The organism is Klebsiella sp. B345 (genome assembly GCF_051131735.1).
In the GTDB taxonomy this organism is placed as follows: Bacteria; Pseudomonadota; Gammaproteobacteria; order Enterobacterales; family Enterobacteriaceae; genus Klebsiella.
On sequence record NZ_CP180443.1, the window covers coordinates 3,859,473 to 3,884,065 of the forward strand.

Sequence of the window (24,593 nt, forward strand, 5' to 3'; positions counted from 1 at the left end):
CCACATGAATATAATCATGAAATTTTAAAAGGTGAAGGGGTGAACACTTAAACGCATATTTTTTAATTTTATAGTTTTAGGACCACGAAAAATGACAGCACAAATATCAGCCTATGGGCGGCTGGTGGCCGGACAAGTTTGTCGGTAGCCCACCAGCCAATTTACTCTACTCAGCCACCAGCGGAACCGCCCGTTCGTGCGAGCTGACCAGTCAAAAAAAGAAATGAGGTTAATTATGGCCAATATTACTCAAGATGATGAATGGATGATGGAAGCGGGAATTGTAGCGAAGATGTATATGACTCCTCGGCAAATAAAATCTTACCGGGAGGGGCGATGGGTTGAGGGCATTCATTACAAGAAGCACTCCCCTAACCCTCAGGCCACTGAAGGAAGGGCAATACTTCTCTACAACTACACAAAAATCAATAAGCTTGTTGGAGATACTTAATGATTATGCTGGTTGGTGGACGAACCTGAGACCCGGACAACGGAAAAAGGTACGAATATAGCGATAGTCCGACTGGCGGTATCACTGCCCTGTAATACCGCACAGGATGGTTAGTGCTGCTCATAGCTGAGTGCAGAATAATTTCTGGTAAATACATACGAAGATATGTTGTCTCATGTTATACCGTAAATTACTATTTTAATAATTCACATACTCTGCCAATCTCATTGCTTTGATTACTAATGATAAAGTTTGCGGCCATTTTTAGCGCTTCAATATTTGCTTTCGTTACATTATCCATATCATCCGATGCCTTATCAAGGGTAGCCTGGAATCTATAGTATTTTTCACCTAAAAGAGAATTCATCTGATAATTTACAGCGTCAGCTGAGCCGTCAAACATGCAACTTAACAATGGCAAAACCCATTCTAATTTCCCCCATTCTTTTGCTTCATCATAAGGTATTGCCCGTGTGTGTTCGCCGGTTCCTAGTGATATCAAAATGAAGTCATTATCATCAGGGAATATTTTCTTGGCCTCTACGAATGCGGATACAGCAGGGCTGTTGATGAATACTCCGCCATCAATAAGAGCTCTTTTGCTCCCTCCAACAGATATATATGCCGGTTCAAAATAAGTCGGAGCGGCTGAGGTCGCTCTGGCTGCATCTTTCATGAGCACATTGCTATATTTATCATCCCAGCTCTTTAGGAATAAAGGAGTCCTTTGCTGGATATCATAGCTTGTTACGAGCGTTTTTGTTAAACTGGACTTTATTTCATCGTCGCCAAAATACTCATTGAGAACACTTTCGAGCCCTTTTGCTGGGTATGTTTCATCAGCTAATCCCGCTACAGAAGAAACGCCTTTCCAGAAAGAACGAGGGAATATGTCTTTCCCTCTGTCTTCATAAATTTTCACAAGATCGCTTGCTTTATACTTCGCGTTACCATTCGAATCTTTTTTAGCGCAACCTAGAGCAAGTAGTGCTCCGGTTGATGTTCCGGCCATTAAATCAAAGCATTTAGAAATGGGTTTTCCTACCCTCCCTTCAATTTCAGCCAATATTAAGGCGGGGATAATTCCACGAATACCACCACCATCAATGCTAAGTATTTTTCTCGTAGCCATGATATGACACTCCAGAATGTATTTAAGGGGTTGCGCCTTACATCATTGTTAAGGAATCTGTATCATTGAGGTTTTAATTGATAAGCATATAATATGACAAAAAGACTTCACCGTTAATTTATTGCTTAGATACCATAACCATTTCGCAAACTTCAACTGTAAGTGAAGTCCAGAAAGAAATGTTTGGTATCTTCTATAAACGTTAGCTTTTAAGTTTTCTTTTACAAGCATGATGGGAAAATATTATTTATATGTGGATGCTAATTATGATCACTATAAGAAATGATAAAATCACACCCACAAAATTCCCAATTAAAATAAGTAATGATTCCAGTGAAAATGACTTTCCACAAAAATTTAATCAGTATTTAATAAGGATGGTACGGAAAGTTATGGGGCGTTCAGGTAAAAAAAGAGGTGAGGCTATGATTACGGATTACCTGTTGATGTCGTACATTGCGCTTGCTTCCTGCTGGCCAGTCACGTTGATCCTGCTGTTGGTCGCCGTTGTCGTGTTACTGCATGCTGAACGGCGGGTACTGAATGTGTCTGTCGTTGTCCTGGTTGGTTTTCTGGTCTTCGCTGCCTGGCAGTTCGGAGCGACTATGCGTAGCCCCTCTTTGTTGCTGGTGCAGGAAGCTTTGTACATCTTGCCGGGATAGAAAGCCGGTAATACTCCCAGCTCCCGCCATCGATATCTGACCCCCTTTCGTTACTGTGAAAATCTGCACAGTTTCTTTTTCCAGTCCATTAGCCTGTGATTTGTACGCCTGAGTGCGTAGCCGCTGAGCTGGCGCTTTACCGGCGCTTTACCGGCACTGAAACCTCCTGTCGCATCTCCATTAACAAGCGCATTCATTATGCCACTATGAACTCTGCACTCTCTTTTGATTAAAATATTTTATCTTGACGATTTAATATATTGATCATAAGTTAAGCGAACGCAGAATAATTCTGTATGTTTAACCAGTGTCAGGAGGTCAGGAAATGGCAGTAACCAGCAAAAAGCCGATTCTTGTTGATCAGCCGATTCTCGAAGGGTTACAGCGCCTTCGGGATGATGAGTGCCGACGTTCTACCGTAGGCGCAGCCCCAAGCATTCAGGAGCTGGCGCGTCACCTTTTGCGCCAGGGCATCCACCGGCATGAGGCGGGCAAGAAGTAACGCTATCGCCCGGAAAGGAGAAACCAATGCCGCTAATGAAACTACCTGCATGGGCGCAAACAGCGTTCGGTATGAAAGGTAAGAAAAAACAGCCCCAACTCTCTGAGGAAAACCCATCCATGTTTGATTTCTCGCATCTGTCAGGCAAAACCAAAACGAAAGGCGAGTCCGATAACGGTAATGAGCCACTGAAACAGGATAGTGACGATATTCAGGTATACCGCCCTAACCAGCACAGCCGTGGTCACAATGTCGCGGTGTCTTCTGAGGCTAAGAACAACCCGGTTCTGGCTGTTCGTTTGCTGAAAGAAACAAAGCTTTCGTCGAAGAAAATAAAGCTGCAATTGGCATCGTCGCCGATGGCGCTTTCTGTGTTTACCCAGAAATTTATGGAAGAGAACGATCCGACCTGGGAGTTTCAGGACGACGAAGAGAAAGCCCGAACGGCTCTGACGTTTTCAACGCAGAACCGTGATGCAAATGGTTACAGCGCTGCCCAGAGTAGCGCTATCAAAGCATTGAAAAAAATGGAAGAGCCTCTGACAGAGGATGAGGTCAAGGCATTAGCCAACATGACATTGAAGATGCAAAACGAGTACGACCCGATGTCGCCTGACAATGTCAATGCTCGCCGCAAAGCAGATGAGGAGTACCGGGAGGAAGTGGCACAGGCCACAGCACGCCGCAATGATCGTATCCGTGCATCTGGTGTGAGCTTGCCGGGGGATACCCGTCGCGTAAATGGCAAGATTGAAGGGCCGGTACGTGAAGCCGAACTCCTTAAATCACAAGTGTCTCTCTGAGTGGTGCGGAGATGAGCGTTATGAACTTTCAGCATCTCAATCCGCCGCAGCCCGATGCGCATGCATATGGCTTTTCCGGGCGCCGTATGCAGCGCATGCACCGGCTTCAGCAATCTGTTGAAGACGAGCACCCCCCTGAATGTCGCCATTCGGATGCACATCTGATCGCGGTGAGCAAAGAAGCAAAACAAAACCCGATACTGGCATTTCATCTTATCGCCGAAGGGAGCCCACACCAGCGGGCCATCGCCATACTGCAGGGCAGCGTTCGGCAGCTCAGTCGTTTTACCCGCCGGGCCATGGAGAAAGCCTATCCTGGCTGGGAGCTCCTTGATGCCGAAGACCAGAACATGGCGGCATTCCAGCACAGCATGATTAACGGCGACACCAACGGCTATCGGGCTGGTTTTAACGCTGCTCTGTCGGCGCTGGAGAAGTTTGTAGAGCCAGTAACGTTTGACGATATCGTTAATTCTCTTCCGGCGTCTCACGATATAACCAGTCAGGAGCACTGAAAATGACGTTGAATAAAAATACCAGCCCAACTCTTAACGTTAAACTTCTGGAGAAAATACCCGAGGTATTAGGTAAGTCATCGGATCAATTCTTAATTGATGATGTTCATACCAATGAAGACGGCACTCAGGAAAACCGAAAAACATATGAGCTTCCTGCACGTGAAACCTTCCTGATGGCCATGAGCATGAGTTATGAGCTACAGGCGGCAACTTATGACTACATGAGAGAGCTGGATCGCCAGAATAGCGGTTATCTGAGGTATTCCATTGAGGAACTGGAAAAATTAGCCTCTGCTGCCCGACAAAACCCGAATAAAGACTCAATGGATACGAGCGATGGCCTGGAAGAATATCAGGATGTTATTGCTTTACTTGAGCGGGCCGAACATATGGCCGGAATTTTAAACCGGTTATGGTCTGGTTGGTTGAAGAATGAAGCGGAAAACAAATCAGCTGCTATCTGAACTTTTAAAATCGTTAACGGCGTTAATTCGCTGGTGGAGGAAGTATGAGTAATTCATTCGATTTTGAGCTGGTTGCTGATGACAGGGTCAGCGCCACCATTGATGAAATCAACGAGGCCATTAAAAACCTGCTCCCCCAGCTAGATGAGACGCAGGAAAAGCTTAATCTGGGCGGTGATGGGACAGTTGATAACCTAGATGACGTTGGCGGGCGTCTGGATAAAATGTCTCGTAGTGCGCGGGATAACGTCCAGTTCATCGGGGATATTATCCCTCCACTAAAAATTGTAGGTGAACTGGCTGGTAAGGTGGCTGGCTTCGGAGCGGCTGGCGTCGTAGGGTTCGGTGTCCAAAAGATTGCTGACGGTTTTCGGGATGCGGCAAAAGGGGCTTATGACCTCGAGACCCACGCCCAAAATACCGCCATGAGCGTTAAAGATTTCTCGGCACTATCCGGTGCCCTGCGTATTCTTGGTACGGACAGTGAGACGGCGGCTGCGTCAATAGAGGGTATTTTCAAAGCATTCAATGAGGCAGCCAGCGGTAAGAATGCGGGTGTTATGGCTGCAATGGCACAAATTGGCGCGCAGATAGAAAAGAACAGTGATGGCTCAGTAAATACCCTAAAAACACTGGAGTCGATTGCGAAAATTTTCCCGACCCTGCGGCCTGACCAGCAAAAATCCTTTGCTGATGCGGTTGGGCTTACTCCAGAGCTGCTGACCTTGATGCGTGAGGGGGCCAAATATGCAACGCTCTTGTCGAAGGCAGAGAAGTTTGGTCTGACAGTGGATCCTGAGTTTAATAAGGAAATGTCAGAAGCCAATCGCCAGATGAATGAAATGGCGGCGATTTGGGGTGGTCTTAAAGTTCAGGCTACACAGCGGGTAGGTAAATTTATTGTATCTCCGGCCAATGATTCAAAAGATATAAATGGTAATCGCTGGCAGGACAGTTTGAATGATGGTCTGAAATATGATGGAACTCAGTTTTATCATGGCGATCGTGATAAAGACATTCGCTGGAAAGCATTAAGGGATGATGAGTTTAAAGCCAGCCTGTCAGCTTCTGAAAGGCTCAACTTTACACTTAACAGACCCGACCCCGAGGTGGAGAAAAAGCTTAATGCCCGATACGGCGCAATGTGGCAGGCATATCGGTTGCAGGATGATTTATCTGCCATTCCCAAAATATCCGGCAATGACAAAGTCCCTTATAACGATGGCCATAATGCCTCTAACACTTTGGGATTTCGGAATCGCAATCCTGGCAACTTGAGAGATGCCTCAAACACAACAGGGAAGAACGGCGGTTTCTCGACGTTCGCCAGTGATCATGATGGGCTTGCAGCAATGGCGCGCCAGCTGATGTTATACGGTGACCGCGGAAACAATACCCCAAGGGGCGTTCTTCATACGTATGCCCCGAGCTCTGAAAACAATACCCGGGCTTATATCGATGATGTGACTTCCAGAACAGGTTTTGGTGCAGGCCAGCGTCTTGACCTCCATAACCCTGAAGTCCTCAAGACGTTGATGGCCGCAATGATCAGGCATGAGCAGGGCTCTCAACCATACACGGAAGAACAACTCAAAAACGCAATAAGAACGGCCATCACGGATGACCGGTGGTCAGGAAAGCGCAACCCGGAGCTTCTCTCTCAGCAGCGGAACAATATCAACTCGATGCCGACTGGTGGCTATCGCCCGGAATCAATACTGGCGCCAAAGAAAAGCAATAGTGACTCGAATGCCGTCACCGATAACCTGGCCCGCTCCCTCAAGGATGCTTTCACAGAACAACCGTTAAGACTGGAGATCGTTATGACTAACGATAAAGGCGAGCGGAAAACTTACAACGTTGAGAACAACGGGAAAATAATTATGCCCATGAACTATTGATGCGGCCTTCCGCCGTCGCCTTACAAAAATGGGTCCTTCCTGAGACTTTTGTAAGGCACGGGCATTGCGCGCCGCAGTGTTTTTGTAGCTACGGGTTTTCAATTTGATTGACACTTTACACTTGACACTTTTTTGTTGTCAGGTTGTTAAAGTCCGGAGGCGGCGCGTGATGCAGGGGAGTTCGTGAGAATTTTGATTGACAGTTTGATTGACACTTTCAGCCCGAAAAGTGTCCAGTTGACAGAAAAAAGTGTCAAGCGGGTGAACCCTTGACGTTTGATTGACAGTTTTCCGCTTGCGGGTTGACACACTGGCCAGCCGGCGACAATGAGGCAGGAGAAAAGTTATGTTACTAATGAGCGTCAGTCAGTACGCAAAATATGCCGGAATGAGCCGGCAGGCGCTGTATAACTGGGAGAGCCATGAAGGATTTCCGGTGCGGGTTGACGGGAAGATTGACCAGGAGGCCTGCGATGCCTATCTGGCCCGATACCGCAGCGCCAGTGACCCGCGCACGAAGAATGCCAGGGGTAAAACCAAACCTGCACCAGCCGGTCAGGCGCAAGGGAGTGCGCTGGTGGAAATGAGCGTTGCGGAGATTAAGCGCATCATGGCGTCAGGTGCCGGCAAGGTGGCCGGGATGGACCCGGACGAACGCGCTCAGCTGGCCGCAAAGGCTGTAGAGCTGTTTTTAAGCGAAGGGCCTTATAACCCGCCTGTCACGTTCGGCGGCTACCGGCTGTCGATTGTTGAAACGCCAGATGATGAAATCGGGCAGATCATCGCCGGTGGTGCGTTTGGCCTGTCTGCCTATGATGTGGTTTACGAGTGCCGGGATTACACCCTGACCCTCATGAGCGATGAAACTGAAGAAACAGCCATGCGGAGAGCGATCCCTTCGTTGCTGTATGCCCTGGCCGACGATATCGACTAAACCAAAGTGTGCCAGTGGGCTCCTGTTATTCCAGCCCTCCGGGGCTGGCTTTTTATATTGATGCTCAGGGCGTAGCCGGTGAGCCTGTAGGGCTGGAGGATGTATGGTGTTAAAACAGAAGAAAATCGAGGCGGTAATTGAAGAGCTGGCCCGCCTGCAGGGGCATGAGCTGAATGCTGCCGATATGCTGGAGTTACGTTGCAGGGTTGCGGGTTCGCTCGCTGCTAAAGAACGGCACCGCCGGCGGATGACCGCTCCCGAATATCACTGGAGTAAGCCAGTACCTCGTCGATAGCTCCTTCTCATCATTGAACCGCTAAAGCTTGTTTGACGTATGAGATGCTGAATATTTACCTGCGCTATAAATATGAATTCACTGAAAGCATGACGACCAAAGTGACGGTCTCGGATAAATCAAGCACTTATTGTGTTATGTATACAATCTGTTAATCAATGTAAGTTAGAGCACATTGTTTTTTTAGTTCACTTTCAAATTTTCTGAATTTAGTAGCCATGTTTTTTACAGGTAAGTAACGATTGCCAAATAAAATATAATTTTTCCTGTCAATATGTTTGTTATAATTTATTATATCATAATAAAGAGTTTCAAAATTATAACAGGTTGAGACGTGGCTACTGTTGTTTTTTAATTTTACAAACTTTATGGAATCAAGAGAGTTAGATTGCAAACGTCCACCCCTGACAGCCCTGATGATGCTTTTTAATATCTCTTTATCTAATTTGCTCTTGCTCTCTGCGTTGTATGGAGTATTAGTGTTATAGATGGCTTTATCGATATAACAGTTAGAAAACTTTTCAAATAAATACATATTGAAAATATCTTCATGACTTTTCTTGTCTGTTTTCTCTATAAAAGTGTGAAACAAAAAGAGGGGGCTTTATCGAGCCACGTTCGCATTGTACCCTGAAGAGGGTTTTTATATATGTATGCAACAATGGCTGGTATGTACATGTTTATTTTAAAATTTGAAGTGGCATCGTAGCTTCCGTCTGAGATGTAATTATAAAAGGTATTTTTAATGTCGTACTCAATATTTAGAATTGGAGTTGTTAAAGCAAAGTTTTTGCTGGTTTCGTTTTGATGATTAATGTTAATGAAATTTGCATGCTCAAAAAAATCAAACCTCTGTAAAAGATATTGATACTTGTAATACTGATTCTTATTACCTTCATTTGAAACATAGCTAGAGTTAACTGCAACCAAAAACAATACATCATTGCTTATAAGTGATCTGATTAGTGAAGTGTATTTTTTCTTTCCTTTTATATCGTTATTTTCGCCAAAATAATCTTGATCAACAAATCTAAGCGTGTGATATAAAATACGCATATAAGGGCTAAGTATAACATGCCCACTCATCGCATTAAATGCTTCGAAATGATTAGTTGAATAGAATTTTTCTTTTATGAAGAGCCATCCTGATTCAGTAAGAACATAATTATTTACCTTTTCAAGATAGGTGTTGTGTTGTTCAAGTAATAAAGAGAACCGTTGATTGAAGGCATCTCTGAGATAGTTTTTCCTTGTTTCCTCTAGGGCATCCTCTGATGTTTTTACGGCACGAAATGCTGCTCTGGCACTTTTCCTGCCTTCATGGGCAGCCCAGGCTGTTGCAAAAAACGCAAGAGCTGTGGCAAGTCCTGATATCAATGTAATATTATTTTGAAACCAATGCCAAAGCACACCCAATAGCACAAGAAAAACCACAAGTAAAAAAAGCATAAAAACCCTTATAAATGATTGTTATTCTGCTGGGCAGACGGTCGTTGAGACATGATGTTTAGCTTTTTACGTAATACGCCAATTCTTCGACAGAGGCCCGTTATTCAACGCCCACGGACAACGAGAGCGTATGCACAATCAATTTTTCCCGTACTCCGTGGTTTCTTTGAAGATCTCCGATTCCACCGCCTTTTTATCATTCCCTAATTCTAATGCTTTTATAAACAACATGTTACTGATTAGTGCCAGTTCATGTCGTTTTTCTCTGCTAACCTCCAGCAGCTTCAACTCCGGCTTTGTATCCTTCCTCGTAAGGATCAGAACCTAGTGGGGTTATTGGACCGATTGGCGCTATTGGAGGAATGACGTTTCCTTGTACTGATTTGTAGCCATCGCTGTACCCGCGAGCGTAGTCTTCTTGGTGGCTCATCTTGTTACCCCTTTTCCCATTTAACAGATTTCCAGAATACGACGCCTTGCCTGGGATTAACAGTTTGAACTGATAGTCAGTGCTGCATTTTTCTTCTCAGAACATAATACTGTATACTCGCCGCCTTTCTTCGGTACTCATGCTTTCGCATCATTTCAGGTTTGTGCGATAGTCCGTATATCAATCGGTGTATCAATACTCACTGAATTGCATGGCTTGAGATTGAATTTAACTGATTAAAATCAGTGAGATATATAGATTATGAAACATATTGTAGAAGTGATGATCCCGGAAGCCGAGATCAAAGCGCGTATCGCCGAACTGGGTCGTCAAATCAACGAATGCTATCAAGACAGCGGCAGTGAAATGGTGCTGGTGGGGCTGCTGCGCGGCTCATTTATGTTTATGGCCGACCTGTGCCGTGAAGTTCAGGTCCCGCACGAAGTCGATTTTATGACCGCCTCCAGCTACGGTAGCGGCATGTCGACCACCCGTGATGTGAAAATCCTGAAAGACCTGGATGAAGACATTCGTGGTAAAGATGTACTGATTGTCGAAGACATCATCGACTCCGGTAATACGCTCTCGAAAGTGCGCGAAATTCTCAGCCTGCGCGAGCCGAAATCACTGGCGATTTGTACTTTGCTGGATAAACCAAGCCGCCGTGAAGTCAATGTCCCGGTTGAGTTCGTTGGTTTTGCGATTCCGGATGAGTTCGTGGTCGGTTACGGGATTGATTACGCCCAGCGCTATCGCCATCTGCCGTATGTCGGAAAAGTCGTACTGCTGGACGAGTAAGGTTTCATGCGACCCCGGACGATGGCGCGCTGCGCTGCCGGGGTTTTCAAAACGGGCGGGTTACTTGTGGTTGACGTGTTTGATTTTGAGGTTGGAAATCCCATGTCGATAGCGCTGCTCGAGGGTTTCACGGCTGACGGCGGTAACATCAAGATCGCGTAACAGCCCGTCGTGAATACCGTAAGCCCAGCCGTGGATTGTCACTTTCTGGCCGCGCTTCCACGCCGACTGCATAATGGTCGAATGCCCCAGGTTATAGACCTGCTCCATCACGTTCAGCTCACATAATGTATCCAGCCGACGATCTTCCGGCATTTCACCCAGCAGCGAGCTGTGCTTGAACCAGATATCGCGGATATGCAGCAGCCAGTTATCGATAAGCCCTAACTCTGTGTTATCAATCGCCGACTGTACGCCGCCGCAGCCGTAGTGGCCGCAGATAATGATATGCTCGACTTCCAGCACATCGACGGCATACTGCACCACGGACAGACAGTTCAGGTCGGTATGAATCACCAGATTGGCGACGTTACGATGGACAAACAGCTCGCCTGGCTCAAGGCCGGTTAACCGTTCTGCGGGAACACGGCTGTCAGAACATCCAATCCACAGAAAGCGTGGCTTCTGCGCTTGCGACAATTTTGCGAAAAAGCCAGGGTCTTCTTCCACCAGCATTTTTGACCATAGTGCATTATTGCTGATGAGTGTATCTATATCGTTCATGGACGTTCACGGCCTGTAACCAAGTAAGTGCGTTGGGCTAATATAGGTTAACCTTACTTTTTTTAAAACAACCCATCGCGTGCCATCACGCGAGAAGAGAAATTTAATGACCATTGCTCTTGAACTAAAACAGCTCACCAAGACCTACCCCGGCGGGGTTCAGGCGCTTCGGGGGATAGATCTGCAGGTGGAGGCGGGGGATTTTTATGCGCTTCTCGGTCCAAATGGCGCGGGGAAATCGACCACTATCGGTATCATCAGCTCGTTGGTGAATAAAACCTCTGGTCAGGTCAACGTGTTTGGCTACGACCTGCAAAAGGACGTGGTGAATGCCAAGCGCCAGCTCGGGCTGGTGCCGCAGGAGTTTAACTTCAACCCGTTTGAAACCGTCCAGCAGATCGTTGTTAACCAGGCCGGTTACTATGGTGTCGAACGTAAAGACGCGCTGCTGAGAAGCGAAAAGTATCTCAAACAGCTCGATCTGTGGGAAAAACGCAACGAACGTGCACGGATGCTGTCAGGCGGGATGAAGCGCCGTCTGATGATTGCCCGTGCGTTGATGCATGAACCGAAACTGTTGATTCTCGATGAACCGACCGCCGGCGTGGATATTGAACTTCGCCGCTCGATGTGGGGGTTCCTCAAGGATCTGAACGATAAAGGCACCACCATTATCCTCACTACCCACTACCTGGAAGAGGCGGAGATGCTGTGCCGCAATATCGGGATTATTCAGCGTGGTGAGCTGGTGGAAAACACCTCGATGAAGGCGCTGTTGTCCAAGCTGAAATCAGAAACCTTTATCCTCGACCTGGCGCCCAAAAGCCCGCTACCGACGCTGGAAGGCTATCAGTATCGCCTGGTAGATACCTCAACGCTGGAAGTGGAAGTGCTGCGTGAGCAGGGGATCAACAGCGTCTTTGCCCAGCTGAGCGCTCAGGGTATTCAGGTATTAAGTATGCGTAACAAAGCCAACCGTCTGGAAGAGCTGTTTGTCACGCTGGTGCATGACCGGAAAGGAGAATCAGCATGATGCAGCTTTACTGGGTCGCGCTGAAAAGCATCTGGACCAAAGAAATTCACCGTTTTATGCGCATTTGGATCCAGACGCTGGTGCCGCCGGTGATAACCATGACCCTCTATTTTGTCATTTTTGGCAACCTGATTGGCTCACGGATCGGCGAAATGCATGGCTTCACCTATATGCAGTTTATCGTACCGGGTTTGATCATGATGGCGGTGATCACCAACGCCTACGCCAACGTGGCCTCCTCCTTCTTCAGCGCAAAGTTCCAGCGCAACATTGAAGAGCTGCTGGTGGCGCCGGTGCCAACGCACGTGGTCATTGCCGGCTACGTGGGCGGTGGGGTAGCCCGCGGGCTGTGCGTGGGGATTCTGGTGACTGCGATATCGCTGTTTTTCGTGCCGTTCCAGGTTCACTCGTGGCTGTTTGTGGGACTGACGCTGGTGTTGACCGCTGTGCTGTTCTCGCTGGCGGGGTTGCTGAACGCCGTTTTTGCCAAAACCTTTGACGATATCAGCCTGATTCCGACCTTCGTACTGACGCCGCTGACCTACCTTGGCGGGGTATTTTACTCCCTGACCCTGCTGCCGCCATTCTGGCAGGCGCTGTCGCACCTTAACCCGATTGTCTACATGATCAGCGGGTTCCGCTACGGCTTCCTTGGGATCAACGATGTGCCGTTGATCACCACGTTTGGCGTACTGGTGGTCTTTATCATCGCGTTTTATGCGTTGTGCTGGTATCTGATCCAGCGTGGACGCGGTCTGCGTAGCTAGCGGCGTCTCCTCGTTAGCGCTTCACGCTGTTATTAGGTGAAGCGCTATCCGCTAATCTTGACGGCCATCACTCATCCGCCTTACTCCCTTTGCTACAGTAATTCCCTGCTAAGTAAGGAGGCTGTCGATGCTAGGTTGGGTGATTACCTGTCATGATGAGAAGGCACAGGAGTGGCTGGATCGTCTGGAAAAAAAGTTTGGGCCGCTGGCGCAATGCCGGGCGGTTAATTACTGGCGTAATTTGAGCAGTAACATGCTGAGCCGGATGATGTGTGATGCATTGCACGCCACGGACAGCGGAGACGGCGTGATTTTCCTGACCGATAAAACCGGTGAAGCTCCCTATCGCATTGCCGCGCTGATGAGCCACAAACATACTCATTGCGAAGTGATCTCCGGGATTAGCTATTCATTGCTGGAGCGAATGTATCTTCTGCGTACCAGCCTGAGCAGCGAAGCCTTTCGCGAGACTATCGTGAGCAGCGGAGGTCCGGTGGTCAGCAGTCTCTGGCACCAACAGCAAAAAAATCCACCTTTTCGTCTGCTGCATGATGCCTTCGGGAATTAAGCGTTGGTATTGATGCCGCTTTTGTTACAATGGCGACTGATTTCTTCACCGGCCCGCCATGCATGTTTGCCCGCATTTTTGCTCTGTTCCTGTTGCTGACGTCGGTCAGCGTCTCCGCCAGCCTGTTAAGCCAGCAGGGGTCTCCTGCACGTTATATGCAAACCACCGAAGATGCGATTATCTGGGCGCAGGTCGGCAATGATGTGGTGAGCGTCGGTAATATTCGCGGCGGGCAAATTATCGCGGTGGTGCCGACGGCGGCCGATTATTATGAATTTAACTTCGGCTTCGGCACCGGATTTATTGATAAAGGCCATCTTGAGCCTGTTCAGGGTAAGCAGCGGGTGGAGGATAACCTCGGTGATTTACATAAACCGCTGAGTAACCAGAATCTGCTGACCTGGAAAGATACCCCGGTCTACGATGCGCCGTCTGCCGGCAGCGCGCCGTTCGGCACGCTGGCCAATAATGTGCGCTACCCGGTGATCGGCAAGCTGAAAGACCGTCTGAACCAAACCTGGTTTCAGATCCGCATCGGTAACCGCCTGGCGTGGATCAGCAGCCTTGATGCCCAGGAAGATCATGGTATTCCGGTACTGACCTATCACCATATTCTGCGTGACGAAGAGAACAGCCGTTTTCGCCATACCTCCACCACGACCTCGGTTCGTGCCTTTAGTAACCAGATGACCTGGCTGCGCGATCGAGGCTACACCACGTTGAATATGTATCAACTGGAAGGCTATCTGAGGAACAAAATCAATCTGCCGGCCCGCGCGGTGGTGATTACGTTTGATGATGGTCTGAAGTCAGTAAACCGCTACGCTTATCCGATTCTGAAACAATACGGCTTTCACGCGACGGCATTTATTATCTCGTCACGCATCAAGCGCCATCCGCAAAAATGGGACCCGAAATCGCTGCAGTTTATGAGCATTTCCGAACTGCGCCAGATTCAGGACGTCTTTGATATTCAGTCTCACACCCACTTCCTGCACCGGGTCGATGCCCAGCGTCATCCTATCTTGCTGAGCCGCAGCTATCACAATATCCTGTTCGATTTTGAACATTCCCGGCGCGCGCTGTCGCAATTTAATCCGCACGTGCTGTACCTCTCTTACCCTTTCGGTGGCTACAACACGACGGCGATCCAGGCGGCAAACGATGCGGGCTTTCATATGGCGGTCACCACGGTGAGAGGGAAAATTAAGCCGGGGGATAATCCGTTCTTACTGAAAAGGCTCTATATCTTGCGTACGGATTCGCTGGAGACGATGTCGCGGCTGATCAGCAACCAGCCGCAGGGATAACCCGAAGCCCCGTTGAACCGGGGCCTGGTGAGGGGTCAGGCAACCTGAACCGGAATGGCTTTGGCCTGGCGCTTCATTTCGTTGTCGCCTTCGAAATAGGCTACTTTCGGCTGCCAGCGGCGGGCTTCTTCATCAGGCATGGTGACGAAGCTGGCGATGATCAGAATGTCTCCGACGCTGGCGCAGTGCGCGGCGGCGCCGTTCACCGAGATGATTCTGGAGCCACGTTCTGCCGCAATGGCGTAGGTGGAGAAACGGTTACCATTGGTCACGTTCCAGATGTGGATCGCTTCGTTCTCAAGAATGCCGGAAGCATCGAGAAAATCCTGGTCAATGGCGCAAGAACCTTCATAGTGCAGGTCAGCCTGCGTGACTTTAACGCGGTGGAGTTTACCCTGCAGCATATTACGAATCATGATATCTACCTTTATTCCCGTGGTGCATCAGCGTGCGCTGGTCGTCTGGATGCGTCAGGGGTTATACCTTAACGATACGAAGCGGATTTAACATCCGCCTGGCGTAAATGCCCGGCAATATTGCCAGATTTTTAACCCTTGTCTACTGGCTCAGCGCCACGATGTGGTTATCGATCAACCGTGCCTGGCCCAGCCACGCCGCCATCAGGATCACCGCGTTTTTGCTGGTCTCCGTCAGCTCCAGTAGCGTATCCGCATCGCGGATCTGGATATCGTCAGCGCGGAAGCCTTTCTCGTTCAGCTCCTGCCCGGCAAGGGTGATGATTTCATCGAGGTTACGATCGCCGGCGGCAAGCTTATCTGCCACGGTGCTCAGCACCTTGTACAGACCCGGCGCAATCTTACGCTGTTCCGCGGTGAGGTAGCCGTTGCGTGAGCTCAGCGCTAAACCATCTTTGGCGCGAATAATCGGCACGCCTATGATGTCGATGTCGTAGCCCATATCGGCCACCATTTTACGGATCAGCGCCAGCTGCTGGAAATCCTTCTCGCCGAAGCAGGCGATGTCCGGCTGAATCAGGTTAAACAGTTTGCTGACGATGGTCGATACACCACGGAAGTGTCCCGGACGGCTGGCGCCTTCCAGCATGGTCGACAGGCCGGGAACATCGACATAGGTCTGGCTTTCGGTACCGTTGGGATAGATCTCTGCAACTGCCGGGGCGAAAACGAAATCCACCTTACGCTTGTTCAGCTTTTCGCAATCATCCTGCAGCGTACGCGGGTAGCGCTGCAGATCCTCGGGGCGGTCAAACTGCATCGGATTGACGAAAATACTGACCACCACGACATCCGCGCTGGTTTTCGCGTTATCCACCAGCTGCATATGGCCGTCATGGAGATTGCCCATGGTAGGCACCAGCGCGATACGCTTGCCTTCCTGACGTAAGCGGCGGATATGCTGACGCAGCAGCGGCAGAGATTCAATAATCAACACAACAAGACTCCTTAATGGAAACTGTGTTCTTCGCCCGGATAGACGCCGGACTCCACTTCGGCAATATACTGCCGCACGGCGGCGCGCATGTCGCCCGCTTCAGCAAGGAAATTTTTCGCAAATTTCGGGATATGGCCACCGGTAATGCCGAAGGCGTCATGCATGACGAGGATCTGCCCGTCGGTCACGTTACCTGCGCCAATACCAATTACCGGAATAGTTAGGGCTTCGGTGATCCGCTGCGCCAGCGCGACCGGGACGCACTCAAGAACCAGCAGCTGTGCACCGGCGGCTTCCAGGGCCAGCGCGTCTTCAAACAGCGACTGCGCCGCATCACCACGGCCCTGTACTTTATAGCCGCCAAAAATGTTGACCGACTGCGGCGTCAGGCCCAGATGACCACAGACCGGGACCGCGCGTTGTGCCAGCATTTTCACGGTATCCGCCAGCCATGCGCCGCCTTCCAGTTTGACCATGTTGGCCCCGGCCCGCATCACCAGAGCGGCGTTGGCAAAGGTCTGTTCCGGCGTGGCGTAGGCCATAAACGGCAGGTCAGCGAGCAGCAGGCAATGTGGCGCGCCACGACGGACCGCCTGGGTGTGATAGGCAATGTCTTCCACGGTCACCGGTAAAGTCGAGTCGTGCCCTTGTACCGTCATGCCCAGCGAGTCGCCTACTAGCATCACGTTGATCCCTTCATCGGCAAACAGCTTTGCAAAACTGTAGTCATAGGCGGTGATGGTGGCGAAGCGCTGCTTCTCCTGTTTGCATTTCTGCAGCAGGGCGATAGTGGTCGGTTTCATAACGTTTCCTGATGATGAAAGTCATTTTAACCGGCATTCTAACAGTCGCATTGAAGGGGGCAATGGTTTTATACCCGTCATACTTCGGGTTGCATGAGCGTTGGCTTTCCTCACTCACCCCAGTCACTTACTGATGTAAGCTCCTGGGGATTCCCTGCGTCGCCGCCTTCCTGCAACTCGAATTATTTAGGGTATAGGCAACCGATTACCCCGATAGCCAGAATGGTTAAGCCTGGGAAGAGGGGAGTGACCAGATAGCCGGCTTGTCGGCGGCGAGATTTTCCAGCACCTGACGCAGGGAGATGCCATCCGGGAAGCGGAGCGTCGGGGCGATTTCAAACAGCGGCCACAGCATAAAACCACGATTTTTCATGTCGTAATGCGGCACCGTCAGGCGTTCGCTGTTGATGACCGCATCGCCAAACAGCATGATATCGAGGTCCAGCGTGCGTGGGCCCCAGCGTTCGGCTTTGCGCTCGCGGCCCTGCTGCAGCTCAATGCGCTGAGTATGATCCAGCAGGGCTTCCGCCTGGAGTTCGGTCTCCAGCGCGATGGCGGCATTGAGGTAATCAGGCTGATCCTGCGGCCCCAGTGGCGGGGTGCGGTAAAAAGAAGAGGTGGCAATCACCCGGCTGTCGGGAATCGCCGCAAGGGCCGCAACGGCAGCATTTACCTGCTCCAGAGGAGAGGCCAGATTGCTGCCGATGGCGATGTAGACGCGGGTCATGCGTTGCCCTGGCGCGGTGCGCGCTTGCGTGGGCGACGATGGCGACGGCGCGGTGCCGGCTCGTCATCAAGATCGTTCAGCATATCTTTTTGATCTGGCGGCGCAGCGACCTGGAACTCGCCCCACCATTTGGTCAGACGCTGCAGTTCATTATTCTTTTCAGCGCCGGCACGCAGCTCAAGCAGATCGTAGGCCGCACGGAATTTCGGATGCTCCATCAGCTTCCAGGCGCGTTTGCCCTGGCGACGAGACATACGCAGCTGCAGCTGCCAGATGTCGCGCACCAGCGTGGTGATCCGCTTCGGAATCGCCAGCGTACGGCAGGCTTCATCCAGCACATCGTTCATTGCCAGTGCGAAGGCGTCGTTGTAGGCCAGACCGCTTTCCTGGGTAATTTTCTGCGCCATTTCCAGCAGCGGATACCAGAACATCACGGCAAACAGGAACGCCGGGTTAACGCGCATGTCGTTATGGATGCGGTTATCGGTATTCTTCAGCACCTGGGTAATGATGTGTTCCATCGGGCTATCGCCACGCTCGGTGAAGTAGCGGGTGATGGTCGGGAACAGCGGCTGGAACAGGTTGTATTCGCGCAGCAGCATGTAGGTGTCATAACCGTAGCCAGCCTGCAGCAGCTTCAGCACTTCTTCGAACAGACGCGCCGGAGGCACGTCGTGAAGCAGCGCGGCAAGACGCGGTATCGGCTCTGCGGTATCGGCGCTAATGCTCATGTTGAGCTTAGCGGCAAAGCGCACCGCGCGCAGCATCCGGACCGGGTCTTCGCGATAGCGGGTTTCCGGATCGCCAATCAGGCGAATGACGCCCTCTTGCAGATCTTTCATGCCGCCGACATAGTCGCGCACGGTAAAATCGGCCACGCTGTAATACAGGCTGTTGATGGTGAAGTCGCGACGCTGGGCATCTTCTTCAATGGAGCCGAAGATGTTGTCACGCAGCAGCATGCCGTTCTGGCCGCGCTGGGAGGTCACACGGTCGGTGGTGTGGCCTTCATGGTGGCCGCGGAAGGTGGCGACTTCAATGATTTCCGGCCCAAACATCACGTGTGCCAGGCGGAAGCGACGGCCGACCAGACGGCAGTTGCGGAACAGTTTACGAACCTGATCCGGCGTTGCGCTGGTGGTGACGTCAAAATCTTTTGGTTTTTTGCCTAACAGAAGGTCACGTACGCCACCGCCGACGAGATAGGCTTCGTAGCCCGCCTTGTTCAGTCGATAGAGCACCTTGAGGGCATTATCACTGATATCTTTGCGGGAAATTGCATGCTGTTCACGCGGGATAACCGTCATATGCGTTTGTTCAACGGCGGCTTCTGCCTCGCGCTCCTCACGGCTTAGCACCTTGCGGCAAAAATTAGCGACTCGGGTAAAAATGTTGCACCTCGTAGTGTCAGACGGACTTCAGATCAAAATATTACTCTAGGCATTTCGGGTTGCAGGAAGGTGGCAAACTTGTGAGTCCCAGCAGCATAGATAACTATGTGATTGGGGTGAACAAGTGCAGCCAACGCAGGAGCAACTTGAAAGGCGACGAGAAAAATAGCGGCTAATCATAGCTCAGCAAGAGTCATTTGAGAATGCTGGATTTTTTTCGGGTTCCAGTTCGCTACCGCATGCTTGAGTAAATCCTCAATATTGAGCGCTCGCCATTCCTGATCAATATCCTGATTCAGAAACATTAACGCCCGCATAATTTCCGGGCGCGGATCGCCTGCCGGCAGCGCCGGGGCGTGATTTTGTTTGGAGAGTTTACTCCCCTCAGCATTCAGGGCCAGCGGCAGATGGACGTAGTCCGGGGCCTGCCAGCCAAAGTGGTGATACAGGGAAATCTGCCGTACCGTCGGTTCGATAAGATCGGCACCGCGCACAATTTCGCTCACCCCCTGAAAATGATCGTCCACCACCACCGCAAGATTATAGGCGAACAGGCCATCGCGGCGATGGATAATAAAATCTTCGCGCGCCAGCGCTTCATCGGCGACGAGGGTCCCGCGCAGCTGGTCGTAAAAATCGAGGACCGGCCGCGTCTGGCGTAAACGCAGGGCGGCATTGTGCGCCCCGAGCTGTAAATCCCGGCAGTGGCCATCATAAACGCCGCCAACTTCGTGGATGCGCGCTCGCGTGCAGGTGCAGTAATAGCACAGTCCCTGCTCGTGCAGCCAGGCAAGGCGTTCGCGGTAGGCTTCGTGGCGCTGCGACTGCCACAGGACTTCTCCGTCCCAGTGCAGGCCGTAGTGTTCTAACTGATGCAGGATGGTACTGGCGGCGCCGGGGACCTCACGTGGCGGATCGATATCTTCAATACGCACGCGCCAGATTCCATGTTGCGCACGGGCCTGGAGGTAGCTGCCGAGGGCTGCTATCAAAGAGCCGAAATGAAGTTCGCCGGACGGTGAGGGGGCAAAGCGGCCAATATAGTGTGAGTCATTCATGGGGTGACTATTAAAGCATGTAGGCGGGAGAGACTCCCGCCGGAGATACGATAGCGAAGCGGATTAGCCAGCCATCTGTTTTTCGCGAATTTCCGCCAGCGTTTTGCAGTCGATGCACAAGTCAGCGGTCGGGCGCGCTTCCAGACGGCGAATACCAATCTCAACGCCACAGGATTCGCAGAAGCCAAAATCTTCGTCTTCGACTTTCTTCAGCGTTTTTTCGATCTTTTTGATCAGTTTACGTTCGCGGTCGCGGTTACGCAGTTCCAGGCTGAACTCTTCTTCCTGTGCGGCACGGTCTACCGGATCCGGGAAGTTTGCTGCTTCATCCTGCATGTGCGATACGGTGCGATCCACTTCATCCCTGAGTTGATTACGCCATGCTTCAAGAATACGCTTGAAGTGCGCCAGCTGGGCTTCGTTCATATACTCTTCGCCTGGCTTCTCTTGATACGGCTCCACCCCAGCGATGGCGAGAATACTCAGGGACGATGTTTTACGGTTTTGCCCTTCTTGCATGTTGCTTCTCCTTAACACGCACTATCGATCCCCATGTTGGGGGAAAAATCAGGCCGCTATAAATAGCAGATGCTTTTCCGGATAGCAATTATGTAAACGTTACACTTGACAACCCTGTGAAGAAAAGCGTATTTGCGCTCGCGACCCGGACATTATTTAGCCGTTTATTTACCGGGGGTTAACACCACGGTAATCGGCTTATTCAGAGTCATCATCTCGGTAGAAAGTTCCGCCTTATAAACGAGAATTTCCACCCCCTTGGTTTGCGCCTCAATCAACAGCTGTGCGTATCTGGCATCAATGTGATGCGCGGGTGAGAAACGGTCAATCGCCGAATGGAGTACGGCGAATAAAATGACTGCCCGGTCGCCTGCCGCCGCCACGCTCATGAGCTCCCGCAGGTGCTTTTGACCGCGTTCGGTGACCGCGTCGGGGAAATAACCGCTTTCTTTATCCGCCAACGTAACCGATTTCACTTCAATATAGCAGTTTTGTCGCGCTTCTGCCTGTAACATAATATCAATACGGCTTTTCTCTTCGCCATATTTAACTTCACTTTTCAATACGTTATAGCCAGAAAGCTGCGGAATGTTCCCGGCCAGTATGGCCTCTTTCGCCAGTATATTCGCGCGTAGCGTATTAACACAAATTATTGCCCCCTGCTGGGTTTGCGTTAATTCCCAGGTATGGGCGTATTTGCGTTTGGGATTATCTGACGTGGAATACCAGACGGTATCTCCGGGGGTTGCGCAGCCGGTCATGGCGCCGGTGTTCGGGCAGTGGAGGGTAAGCTCCTGACCCTCTGGGGTCACCACATCTGCCAGAAATCGTTTGTAACGTTTAATCAGGGTGGCGGACTGTAACGGAGGAGTGAACTGCATCAGCTTTCCTTGTTGAAGGGATAACGTTCCAGGGCGGTATAGCGGGTACGTCCGCGCGTAAAACTGGACTCATAGAGAACGAACTCGCTGGCGGCAAAGGTCCACGCAAAACCCGGAGGCGGGATCGCTACCGCATGGCGGGCGTCACGCAGCAGGGTGATATGCGGGTGGAACGGTTGCGGGCTTTGGTAGCAGCCGCTGCGGGCCGCCTGAGCGCGCAGCATGTCCGCCAGTTGCAGCAGGCCGCGTGCTGGCCGACGAGGGCCAAGCCAGACCACCCGTGAGCGCAGCCATTGCCCGGCATCGTCGAGGGTGAGCGTAAAGCCTGGCTGCTGGATCCGTCCGGCCATCGCCGCCAGCGCGCGCTGTTTCTCCGCGCTGACCTCTCCGAGAAACGCCAGCGTCAGATGCAGATGGCTGGCCGCGACCGGTCGTCCGGCATCTTCCGCAAAGTGCGCGGCGCGCCACTGCACGATGTGCTGCTGGACTTCTTCAGGCAGTTCAAGGGCGAAAAACAGCCTTTTCGGCTCGGACATGATAGAGACTCGGTTATGAATTATCAGGATGCTACAATGCTTGCCCTCAAATGTTAACCTCCGGAGCCTTTCGTGTCCCCATTGCCGGTTGCCGCCGTCCTTCCTGAACTTCTTAATGCACTGCAGCAGGCGCCGCAGGTGCTGCTTAATGCGCCAACCGGTGCCGGTAAATCAACATGGCTGCCGCTGCAAATTCTTGCCTCGGGCCAGATTGAGGGACGCATTATCCTGCTGGAACCCCGGCGCTTAGCCGCGCGCAACGTCGCCCAACGCTTGGCGGAGCTGCTGGATGAGAAACCCGGTGCGACCGTCGGCTACCGGATGCGAGCGGAAACCTGCGTCGGGCCGCAGACGCGCCTGGAGGTGGTCACTGAGGGGATCCTGACGCGGATGATCCAGCACGATCCCGAGCTGAGCGGCGTCGGGTTGGTGATCCTCGATGAGTTCCACGAACGTAGCCTGCAGGCGGATCTGGCGCTGGCGCTGCTGCTGGATGTCCAGCAGGGGCTGCGCGACGATCTGAAACTGCTGATTATGTCCGCGACGCTGGATAACGATCGCCTGCAGCAGCTGTTACCTGAGGCCCCTACCATCAGTTCTGAAGGCCGGGCGTTCCCGGTGGAGAAACGTTATCAGGCCCTGGCGGCGCATCAGCGTTTTGATGAGGCGGTGGCGATCGCGGCCGCCGAATTACTGCGCCAGGAACAGGGTTCGATGCTGCTGTTTCTCCCGGGAGTGGGGGAAATCCAACGGGTGCAGACGCAGCTGGCCGAGCGGGTGGCCGATGACGTGGTTCTCTGCCCGCTGTACGGCGCGCTGCCGCTGAGTGAACAGCGCAAAGCGATTCTTCCTGCGGCACCAGGCCAGCGTAAAGTGGTGCTGGCGACCAATATCGCCGAAACCAGTTTAACCATCGAAGGCATTCGCCTGGTGGTGGACAGCGCTCAGGAGCGAGTCGCCAGCTTTGACCCCCGAACTGGGTTAACCCGGCTGGTGACCCAGCGTATTAGTCAGGCATCAATGACCCAGCGCGCCGGTCGTGCCGGGCGCCTGGAACCAGGGATTTGCCTGCACTTAATCGGCAAAGAGCAGGCGGAACGGGCCGCGGCACAGAGCGAGGCGGAAATACTGCACAGCGACCTGTCGGCGCTGCTGATGGAGCTTTTACAGTGGGGATGTCGCGATCCCGCACAGCTCAGTTGGCTCGATCTCCCCCCTGCCGCCAACCTGGCGGCGGCCCGGCGTCTGCTGACGGCGCTATCGGCACTGGAGGGGGAAGGGTTATCGGCGCTCGGGCGCAAAATGGCGCGCATAGGTAACGATCCGCGGCTGGCGGCGATCCTCACGGCAGCGAACGATCCTGACGATGCGGCAACCGCGGCAAAGCTGGTGGCGATCCTCGAGGAGCCGCCGCGCGGCGCAAGCAGCGATCTCGGGGCGGCTTTCGCCCGCCAGCAGCCAAACTGGCAGCAGCGCGCGCAGCAGCTCTTAAAACGGCTCGCCAGCCGCGGCGGCCATCCTGATGCTCAGCGCCTGGCGTCGCTGCTGGCTCCGGCGTTTGCCGATCGTATTGCCCGACGCCGTGGCCAGGAAGGTCGTTATCAGCTCGCCAATGGTATGGGGGCGATGCTGGATGCTGACGATGCGCTGGGGCGCCACGAGTGGCTGATTGCCCCGCTGCTGTTGCAGGGCAGTAGCGCGCCGGATGCACGTATCTTGCTGGCGCTGCCGCTGGATCTTAACGCGCTGATGACACAATGCCCGGCGCTGGCGCAGCAGTCTGATACCGTCGAATGGGACGAGGCGCAAGGTACTCTGAAGGCGTGGCGGCGTACCTGTATTGGGCAACTGGTGGTGAAAACGCAGCCGCTGGCAAAACCCTCAGAAGAGGAGCTACATCAGGCGATGCTCAACGGTATCCGGGATAAAGGCCTGGGCGTACTGCACTGGACTCCGGAAGCGGAGCAATTGCGCCTGCGCCTGCACTGTGCGGCACAATGGCTGCCGGAGGAGGCGTGGCCCGCGGTGGATGATGTATCGCTGCTGGCTTCGCTTGAAGCGTGGTTGCTGCCCCAGATGAGCGGCGTTCATTCGTTGCGGGCGCTGAAGGCGTTGGATGTGCGGCAGGCGCTGCAAAACTGGCTCCCCTGGTCGCTGCGCCAGAAGCTGGAGAGCGAACTGCCAACGCATTACACCGTACCCACCGGCAGCCGGATAGCTATACGTTATCATGAGGAAAACCCGCCGGCGTTGGCGGTGCGCATGCAGGAGATGTTCGGTGAGGCCACGACCCCGACCATCGCCCAGGGCCGGGTGGCGCTGGTACTGGAGCTCTTATCCCCCGCCCAGCGACCGCTACAAATCACCCGCGACCTTGGCGCCTTCTGGCAGGGGACTTACCGGGAGGTGCAAAAAGAGATGAAAGGGCGTTACCCCAAACACGTCTGGCCGGACGATCCGGCTAATACGGCACCGACCCGGCGCACCAAAAAATATTCGTAGCGGTGTTGCCGGGAGCATTCCCT

Annotated in this window: 27 protein-coding genes; 15 read left to right on the forward strand and 12 right to left on the reverse strand. The window is 52.1% G+C overall.

The genetic code is table 11. The features are described from left to right. Nucleotides 1-235: 235 nt before the first annotated feature. Complete coding sequence (xisR, locus tag ACMYSO_RS18110; RefSeq protein ID WP_434666518.1) at nucleotides 236-451, forward strand: excisionase family protein; 216 nt, start codon at nucleotides 236-238, stop codon at nucleotides 449-451. 193 nt (nucleotides 452-644) lie between these two features. On the opposite strand, the gene ACMYSO_RS18115 is transcribed toward xisR, so the two are convergent. Beyond that, nucleotides 645-1,583 (reverse strand): patatin-like phospholipase family protein, encoded by a 939-nt coding sequence (locus ACMYSO_RS18115; protein WP_434666520.1) that lies wholly within the window; start codon nucleotides 1,581-1,583, stop codon nucleotides 645-647. A gap of 266 nt (nucleotides 1,584-1,849) precedes the next feature. On the opposite strand from ACMYSO_RS18115, the gene ACMYSO_RS18120 reads away from it, so the two are divergent. The 8 genes from ACMYSO_RS18120 (at nucleotide 1,850) to ACMYSO_RS18155 (ending at nucleotide 7,662) form a co-directional block, all read left to right on the forward strand. Beyond that, nucleotides 1,850-2,245, forward strand: coding sequence for a hypothetical protein (locus tag ACMYSO_RS18120; protein WP_434666522.1), 396 nt, complete (start codon nucleotides 1,850-1,852; stop codon nucleotides 2,243-2,245). Nucleotides 2,246-2,570: 325 nt separating this feature from the next. Next, on the forward strand, nucleotides 2,571-2,747 hold the full coding sequence (locus ACMYSO_RS18125; protein ID WP_022065042.1) for a hypothetical protein: 177 nt from the start codon (nucleotides 2,571-2,573) through the stop codon (nucleotides 2,745-2,747). Between the two features lie 26 nt (nucleotides 2,748-2,773). Then, nucleotides 2,774-3,550, forward strand: a complete 777-nt coding sequence (locus tag ACMYSO_RS18130; protein WP_434666524.1) for a hypothetical protein — start codon at nucleotides 2,774-2,776, stop codon at nucleotides 3,548-3,550. Between the two features lie 20 nt (nucleotides 3,551-3,570). Next, complete coding sequence (locus tag ACMYSO_RS18135; protein ID WP_434666526.1) at nucleotides 3,571-4,065, forward strand: hypothetical protein; 495 nt, start codon at nucleotides 3,571-3,573, stop codon at nucleotides 4,063-4,065. Nucleotides 4,066-4,067: 2 nt separating this feature from the next. Further along, nucleotides 4,068-4,532 (forward strand): hypothetical protein, encoded by a 465-nt coding sequence (locus ACMYSO_RS18140; protein ID WP_434666528.1) that lies wholly within the window; start codon nucleotides 4,068-4,070, stop codon nucleotides 4,530-4,532. A gap of 44 nt (nucleotides 4,533-4,576) precedes the next feature. Next, entirely contained in the window at nucleotides 4,577-6,433 is a 1,857-nt protein-coding gene (locus ACMYSO_RS18145; RefSeq protein WP_434666530.1) for a hypothetical protein, read from the forward strand. Nucleotides 6,434-6,779: 346 nt separating this feature from the next. After that, nucleotides 6,780-7,367 carry a hypothetical protein gene (locus ACMYSO_RS18150; protein WP_434666532.1) on the forward strand — a complete coding sequence of 196 codons (588 nt, stop codon included), beginning with the start codon at nucleotides 6,780-6,782 and terminating at the stop codon, nucleotides 7,365-7,367. Between the two features lie 106 nt (nucleotides 7,368-7,473). Next, complete coding sequence (locus ACMYSO_RS18155; protein ID WP_434670832.1) at nucleotides 7,474-7,662, forward strand: hypothetical protein; 189 nt, start codon at nucleotides 7,474-7,476, stop codon at nucleotides 7,660-7,662. A gap of 573 nt (nucleotides 7,663-8,235) precedes the next feature. Here ACMYSO_RS18155 and ACMYSO_RS18160 read toward each other — a convergent pair. Next, a complete protein-coding gene (locus ACMYSO_RS18160; RefSeq protein ID WP_434666535.1) occupies nucleotides 8,236-9,111 on the reverse strand; it encodes a putative phage abortive infection protein in 876 nt (291 codons plus the stop codon). 691 nt (nucleotides 9,112-9,802) lie between these two features. On the opposite strand from ACMYSO_RS18160, the gene hpt reads away from it, so the two are divergent. Then, nucleotides 9,803-10,339, forward strand: coding sequence for a hypoxanthine phosphoribosyltransferase (gene hpt, locus ACMYSO_RS18165; protein ID WP_434666538.1), 537 nt, complete (start codon nucleotides 9,803-9,805; stop codon nucleotides 10,337-10,339). A 60-nt stretch (nucleotides 10,340-10,399) separates the two neighbouring features. Here hpt and can read toward each other — a convergent pair whose 3' ends face one another. After that, entirely contained in the window at nucleotides 10,400-11,062 is a 663-nt protein-coding gene (gene can / locus ACMYSO_RS18170; RefSeq protein WP_123757454.1) for a carbonate dehydratase, read from the reverse strand. Nucleotides 11,063-11,168: 106 nt separating this feature from the next. Between can and ACMYSO_RS18175 the strand changes: the two genes are divergently transcribed. From ACMYSO_RS18175 to ACMYSO_RS18190, 4 genes are all read left to right on the forward strand, one after another. Then, nucleotides 11,169-12,095, forward strand: a complete 927-nt coding sequence (locus tag ACMYSO_RS18175; RefSeq protein ID WP_123757453.1) for an ABC transporter ATP-binding protein — start codon at nucleotides 11,169-11,171, stop codon at nucleotides 12,093-12,095. Continuing rightward, complete coding sequence (locus ACMYSO_RS18180) at nucleotides 12,092-12,862, forward strand: ABC transporter permease (RefSeq protein ID WP_434586333.1); 771 nt, start codon at nucleotides 12,092-12,094, stop codon at nucleotides 12,860-12,862. The genes ACMYSO_RS18175 and ACMYSO_RS18180 overlap by 4 nt, the downstream gene beginning before the upstream one ends. Nucleotides 12,863-12,989: 127 nt before the next feature. Next, complete coding sequence (locus ACMYSO_RS18185; RefSeq protein WP_434586332.1) at nucleotides 12,990-13,430, forward strand: PTS sugar transporter subunit IIA; 441 nt, start codon at nucleotides 12,990-12,992, stop codon at nucleotides 13,428-13,430. 62 nt (nucleotides 13,431-13,492) lie between these two features. Next, nucleotides 13,493-14,740, forward strand: coding sequence for a polysaccharide deacetylase family protein (locus ACMYSO_RS18190; protein ID WP_434666541.1), 1,248 nt, complete (start codon nucleotides 13,493-13,495; stop codon nucleotides 14,738-14,740). Nucleotides 14,741-14,775: 35 nt separating this feature from the next. Here the strand turns inward: ACMYSO_RS18190 and panD are convergent, their stop codons facing one another. From panD to thpR, 9 genes are all read right to left on the reverse strand, one after another. After that, complete coding sequence (gene panD, locus ACMYSO_RS18195; RefSeq protein WP_004858002.1) at nucleotides 14,776-15,156, reverse strand: aspartate 1-decarboxylase; 381 nt, start codon at nucleotides 15,154-15,156, stop codon at nucleotides 14,776-14,778. Nucleotides 15,157-15,298: 142 nt separating this feature from the next. Next, nucleotides 15,299-16,153 carry a pantoate--beta-alanine ligase gene (gene panC, locus ACMYSO_RS18200; RefSeq protein ID WP_434666543.1) on the reverse strand — a complete coding sequence of 285 codons (855 nt, stop codon included), beginning with the start codon at nucleotides 16,151-16,153 and terminating at the stop codon, nucleotides 15,299-15,301. Between the two features lie 11 nt (nucleotides 16,154-16,164). After that, nucleotides 16,165-16,956, reverse strand: a complete 792-nt coding sequence (panB, locus tag ACMYSO_RS18205; RefSeq protein WP_123757449.1) for a 3-methyl-2-oxobutanoate hydroxymethyltransferase — start codon at nucleotides 16,954-16,956, stop codon at nucleotides 16,165-16,167. A 226-nt stretch (nucleotides 16,957-17,182) separates the two neighbouring features. Next, on the reverse strand, nucleotides 17,183-17,683 hold the full coding sequence (gene folK, locus ACMYSO_RS18210) for a 2-amino-4-hydroxy-6-hydroxymethyldihydropteridine diphosphokinase (protein WP_434666545.1): 501 nt from the start codon (nucleotides 17,681-17,683) through the stop codon (nucleotides 17,183-17,185). Next, a complete protein-coding gene (pcnB, locus tag ACMYSO_RS18215; RefSeq protein ID WP_434670833.1) occupies nucleotides 17,680-19,074 on the reverse strand; it encodes a polynucleotide adenylyltransferase PcnB in 1,395 nt (464 codons plus the stop codon). Before pcnB ends, folK begins: the two co-directional genes overlap by 4 nt. 176 nt (nucleotides 19,075-19,250) lie before the next feature. After that, nucleotides 19,251-20,132, reverse strand: coding sequence for a tRNA glutamyl-Q(34) synthetase GluQRS (gluQRS, locus tag ACMYSO_RS18220; RefSeq protein ID WP_434666546.1), 882 nt, complete (start codon nucleotides 20,130-20,132; stop codon nucleotides 19,251-19,253). A gap of 63 nt (nucleotides 20,133-20,195) precedes the next feature. After that, nucleotides 20,196-20,651 carry an RNA polymerase-binding protein DksA gene (gene dksA, locus ACMYSO_RS18225; RefSeq protein WP_004858018.1) on the reverse strand — a complete coding sequence of 152 codons (456 nt, stop codon included), beginning with the start codon at nucleotides 20,649-20,651 and terminating at the stop codon, nucleotides 20,196-20,198. Between the two features lie 164 nt (nucleotides 20,652-20,815). Beyond that, nucleotides 20,816-21,532, reverse strand: coding sequence for a DNA/RNA nuclease SfsA (sfsA, locus tag ACMYSO_RS18230; RefSeq protein ID WP_434666547.1), 717 nt, complete (start codon nucleotides 21,530-21,532; stop codon nucleotides 20,816-20,818). Then, entirely contained in the window at nucleotides 21,532-22,068 is a 537-nt protein-coding gene (gene thpR, locus ACMYSO_RS18235; RefSeq protein WP_434666548.1) for an RNA 2',3'-cyclic phosphodiesterase, read from the reverse strand. The genes sfsA and thpR overlap by 1 nt, the downstream gene beginning before the upstream one ends. 72 nt (nucleotides 22,069-22,140) lie before the next feature. Here thpR and hrpB point away from each other — a divergent pair, with 72 nt between their 5' ends. Continuing rightward, nucleotides 22,141-24,570 (forward strand): ATP-dependent helicase HrpB, encoded by a 2,430-nt coding sequence (hrpB, locus tag ACMYSO_RS18240; protein WP_434666551.1) that lies wholly within the window; start codon nucleotides 22,141-22,143, stop codon nucleotides 24,568-24,570. Nucleotides 24,571-24,593: the final 23 nt, after the last annotated feature.

What these genes read in the sequence shown, in the direction of transcription:
- xisR (WP_434666518.1), top strand. Translation starts at nt 236, where the DNA reads ATGGCCAATATTACTCAAGATGATGAATGGATGATGGAAGCGGGAATT.
- ACMYSO_RS18115 (WP_434666520.1), bottom strand. Translation starts at nt 1,583, where the DNA reads ATGGCTACGAGAAAAATACTTAGCATTGATGGTGGTGGTATTCGTGGA.
- ACMYSO_RS18120 (WP_434666522.1), top strand. Translation starts at nt 1,850, where the DNA reads ATGATCACTATAAGAAATGATAAAATCACACCCACAAAATTCCCAATT.
- ACMYSO_RS18125 (WP_022065042.1), top strand. Translation starts at nt 2,571, where the DNA reads ATGGCAGTAACCAGCAAAAAGCCGATTCTTGTTGATCAGCCGATTCTC.
- ACMYSO_RS18130 (WP_434666524.1), top strand. Translation starts at nt 2,774, where the DNA reads ATGCCGCTAATGAAACTACCTGCATGGGCGCAAACAGCGTTCGGTATG.
- ACMYSO_RS18135 (WP_434666526.1), top strand. Translation starts at nt 3,571, where the DNA reads ATGAACTTTCAGCATCTCAATCCGCCGCAGCCCGATGCGCATGCATAT.
- ACMYSO_RS18140 (WP_434666528.1), top strand. Translation starts at nt 4,068, where the DNA reads ATGACGTTGAATAAAAATACCAGCCCAACTCTTAACGTTAAACTTCTG.
- ACMYSO_RS18145 (WP_434666530.1), top strand. Translation starts at nt 4,577, where the DNA reads ATGAGTAATTCATTCGATTTTGAGCTGGTTGCTGATGACAGGGTCAGC.
- ACMYSO_RS18150 (WP_434666532.1), top strand. Translation starts at nt 6,780, where the DNA reads ATGTTACTAATGAGCGTCAGTCAGTACGCAAAATATGCCGGAATGAGC.
- ACMYSO_RS18160 (WP_434666535.1), bottom strand. Translation starts at nt 9,111, where the DNA reads ATGCTTTTTTTACTTGTGGTTTTTCTTGTGCTATTGGGTGTGCTTTGG.
- hpt (WP_434666538.1), top strand. Translation starts at nt 9,803, where the DNA reads ATGAAACATATTGTAGAAGTGATGATCCCGGAAGCCGAGATCAAAGCG.
- can (WP_123757454.1), bottom strand. Translation starts at nt 11,062, where the DNA reads ATGAACGATATAGATACACTCATCAGCAATAATGCACTATGGTCAAAA.
- ACMYSO_RS18175 (WP_123757453.1), top strand. Translation starts at nt 11,169, where the DNA reads ATGACCATTGCTCTTGAACTAAAACAGCTCACCAAGACCTACCCCGGC.
- ACMYSO_RS18180 (WP_434586333.1), top strand. Translation starts at nt 12,092, where the DNA reads ATGATGCAGCTTTACTGGGTCGCGCTGAAAAGCATCTGGACCAAAGAA.
- ACMYSO_RS18185 (WP_434586332.1), top strand. Translation starts at nt 12,990, where the DNA reads ATGCTAGGTTGGGTGATTACCTGTCATGATGAGAAGGCACAGGAGTGG.
- ACMYSO_RS18190 (WP_434666541.1), top strand. Translation starts at nt 13,493, where the DNA reads ATGTTTGCCCGCATTTTTGCTCTGTTCCTGTTGCTGACGTCGGTCAGC.
- panD (WP_004858002.1), bottom strand. Translation starts at nt 15,156, where the DNA reads ATGATTCGTAATATGCTGCAGGGTAAACTCCACCGCGTTAAAGTCACG.
- panB (WP_123757449.1), bottom strand. Translation starts at nt 16,956, where the DNA reads ATGAAACCGACCACTATCGCCCTGCTGCAGAAATGCAAACAGGAGAAG.
- folK (WP_434666545.1), bottom strand. Translation starts at nt 17,683, where the DNA reads ATGACCCGCGTCTACATCGCCATCGGCAGCAATCTGGCCTCTCCTCTG.
- gluQRS (WP_434666546.1), bottom strand. Translation starts at nt 20,132, where the DNA reads ATGAATGACTCACACTATATTGGCCGCTTTGCCCCCTCACCGTCCGGC.
- dksA (WP_004858018.1), bottom strand. Translation starts at nt 20,651, where the DNA reads ATGCAAGAAGGGCAAAACCGTAAAACATCGTCCCTGAGTATTCTCGCC.
- sfsA (WP_434666547.1), bottom strand. Translation starts at nt 21,532, where the DNA reads ATGCAGTTCACTCCTCCGTTACAGTCCGCCACCCTGATTAAACGTTAC.
- thpR (WP_434666548.1), bottom strand. Translation starts at nt 22,068, where the DNA reads ATGTCCGAGCCGAAAAGGCTGTTTTTCGCCCTTGAACTGCCTGAAGAA.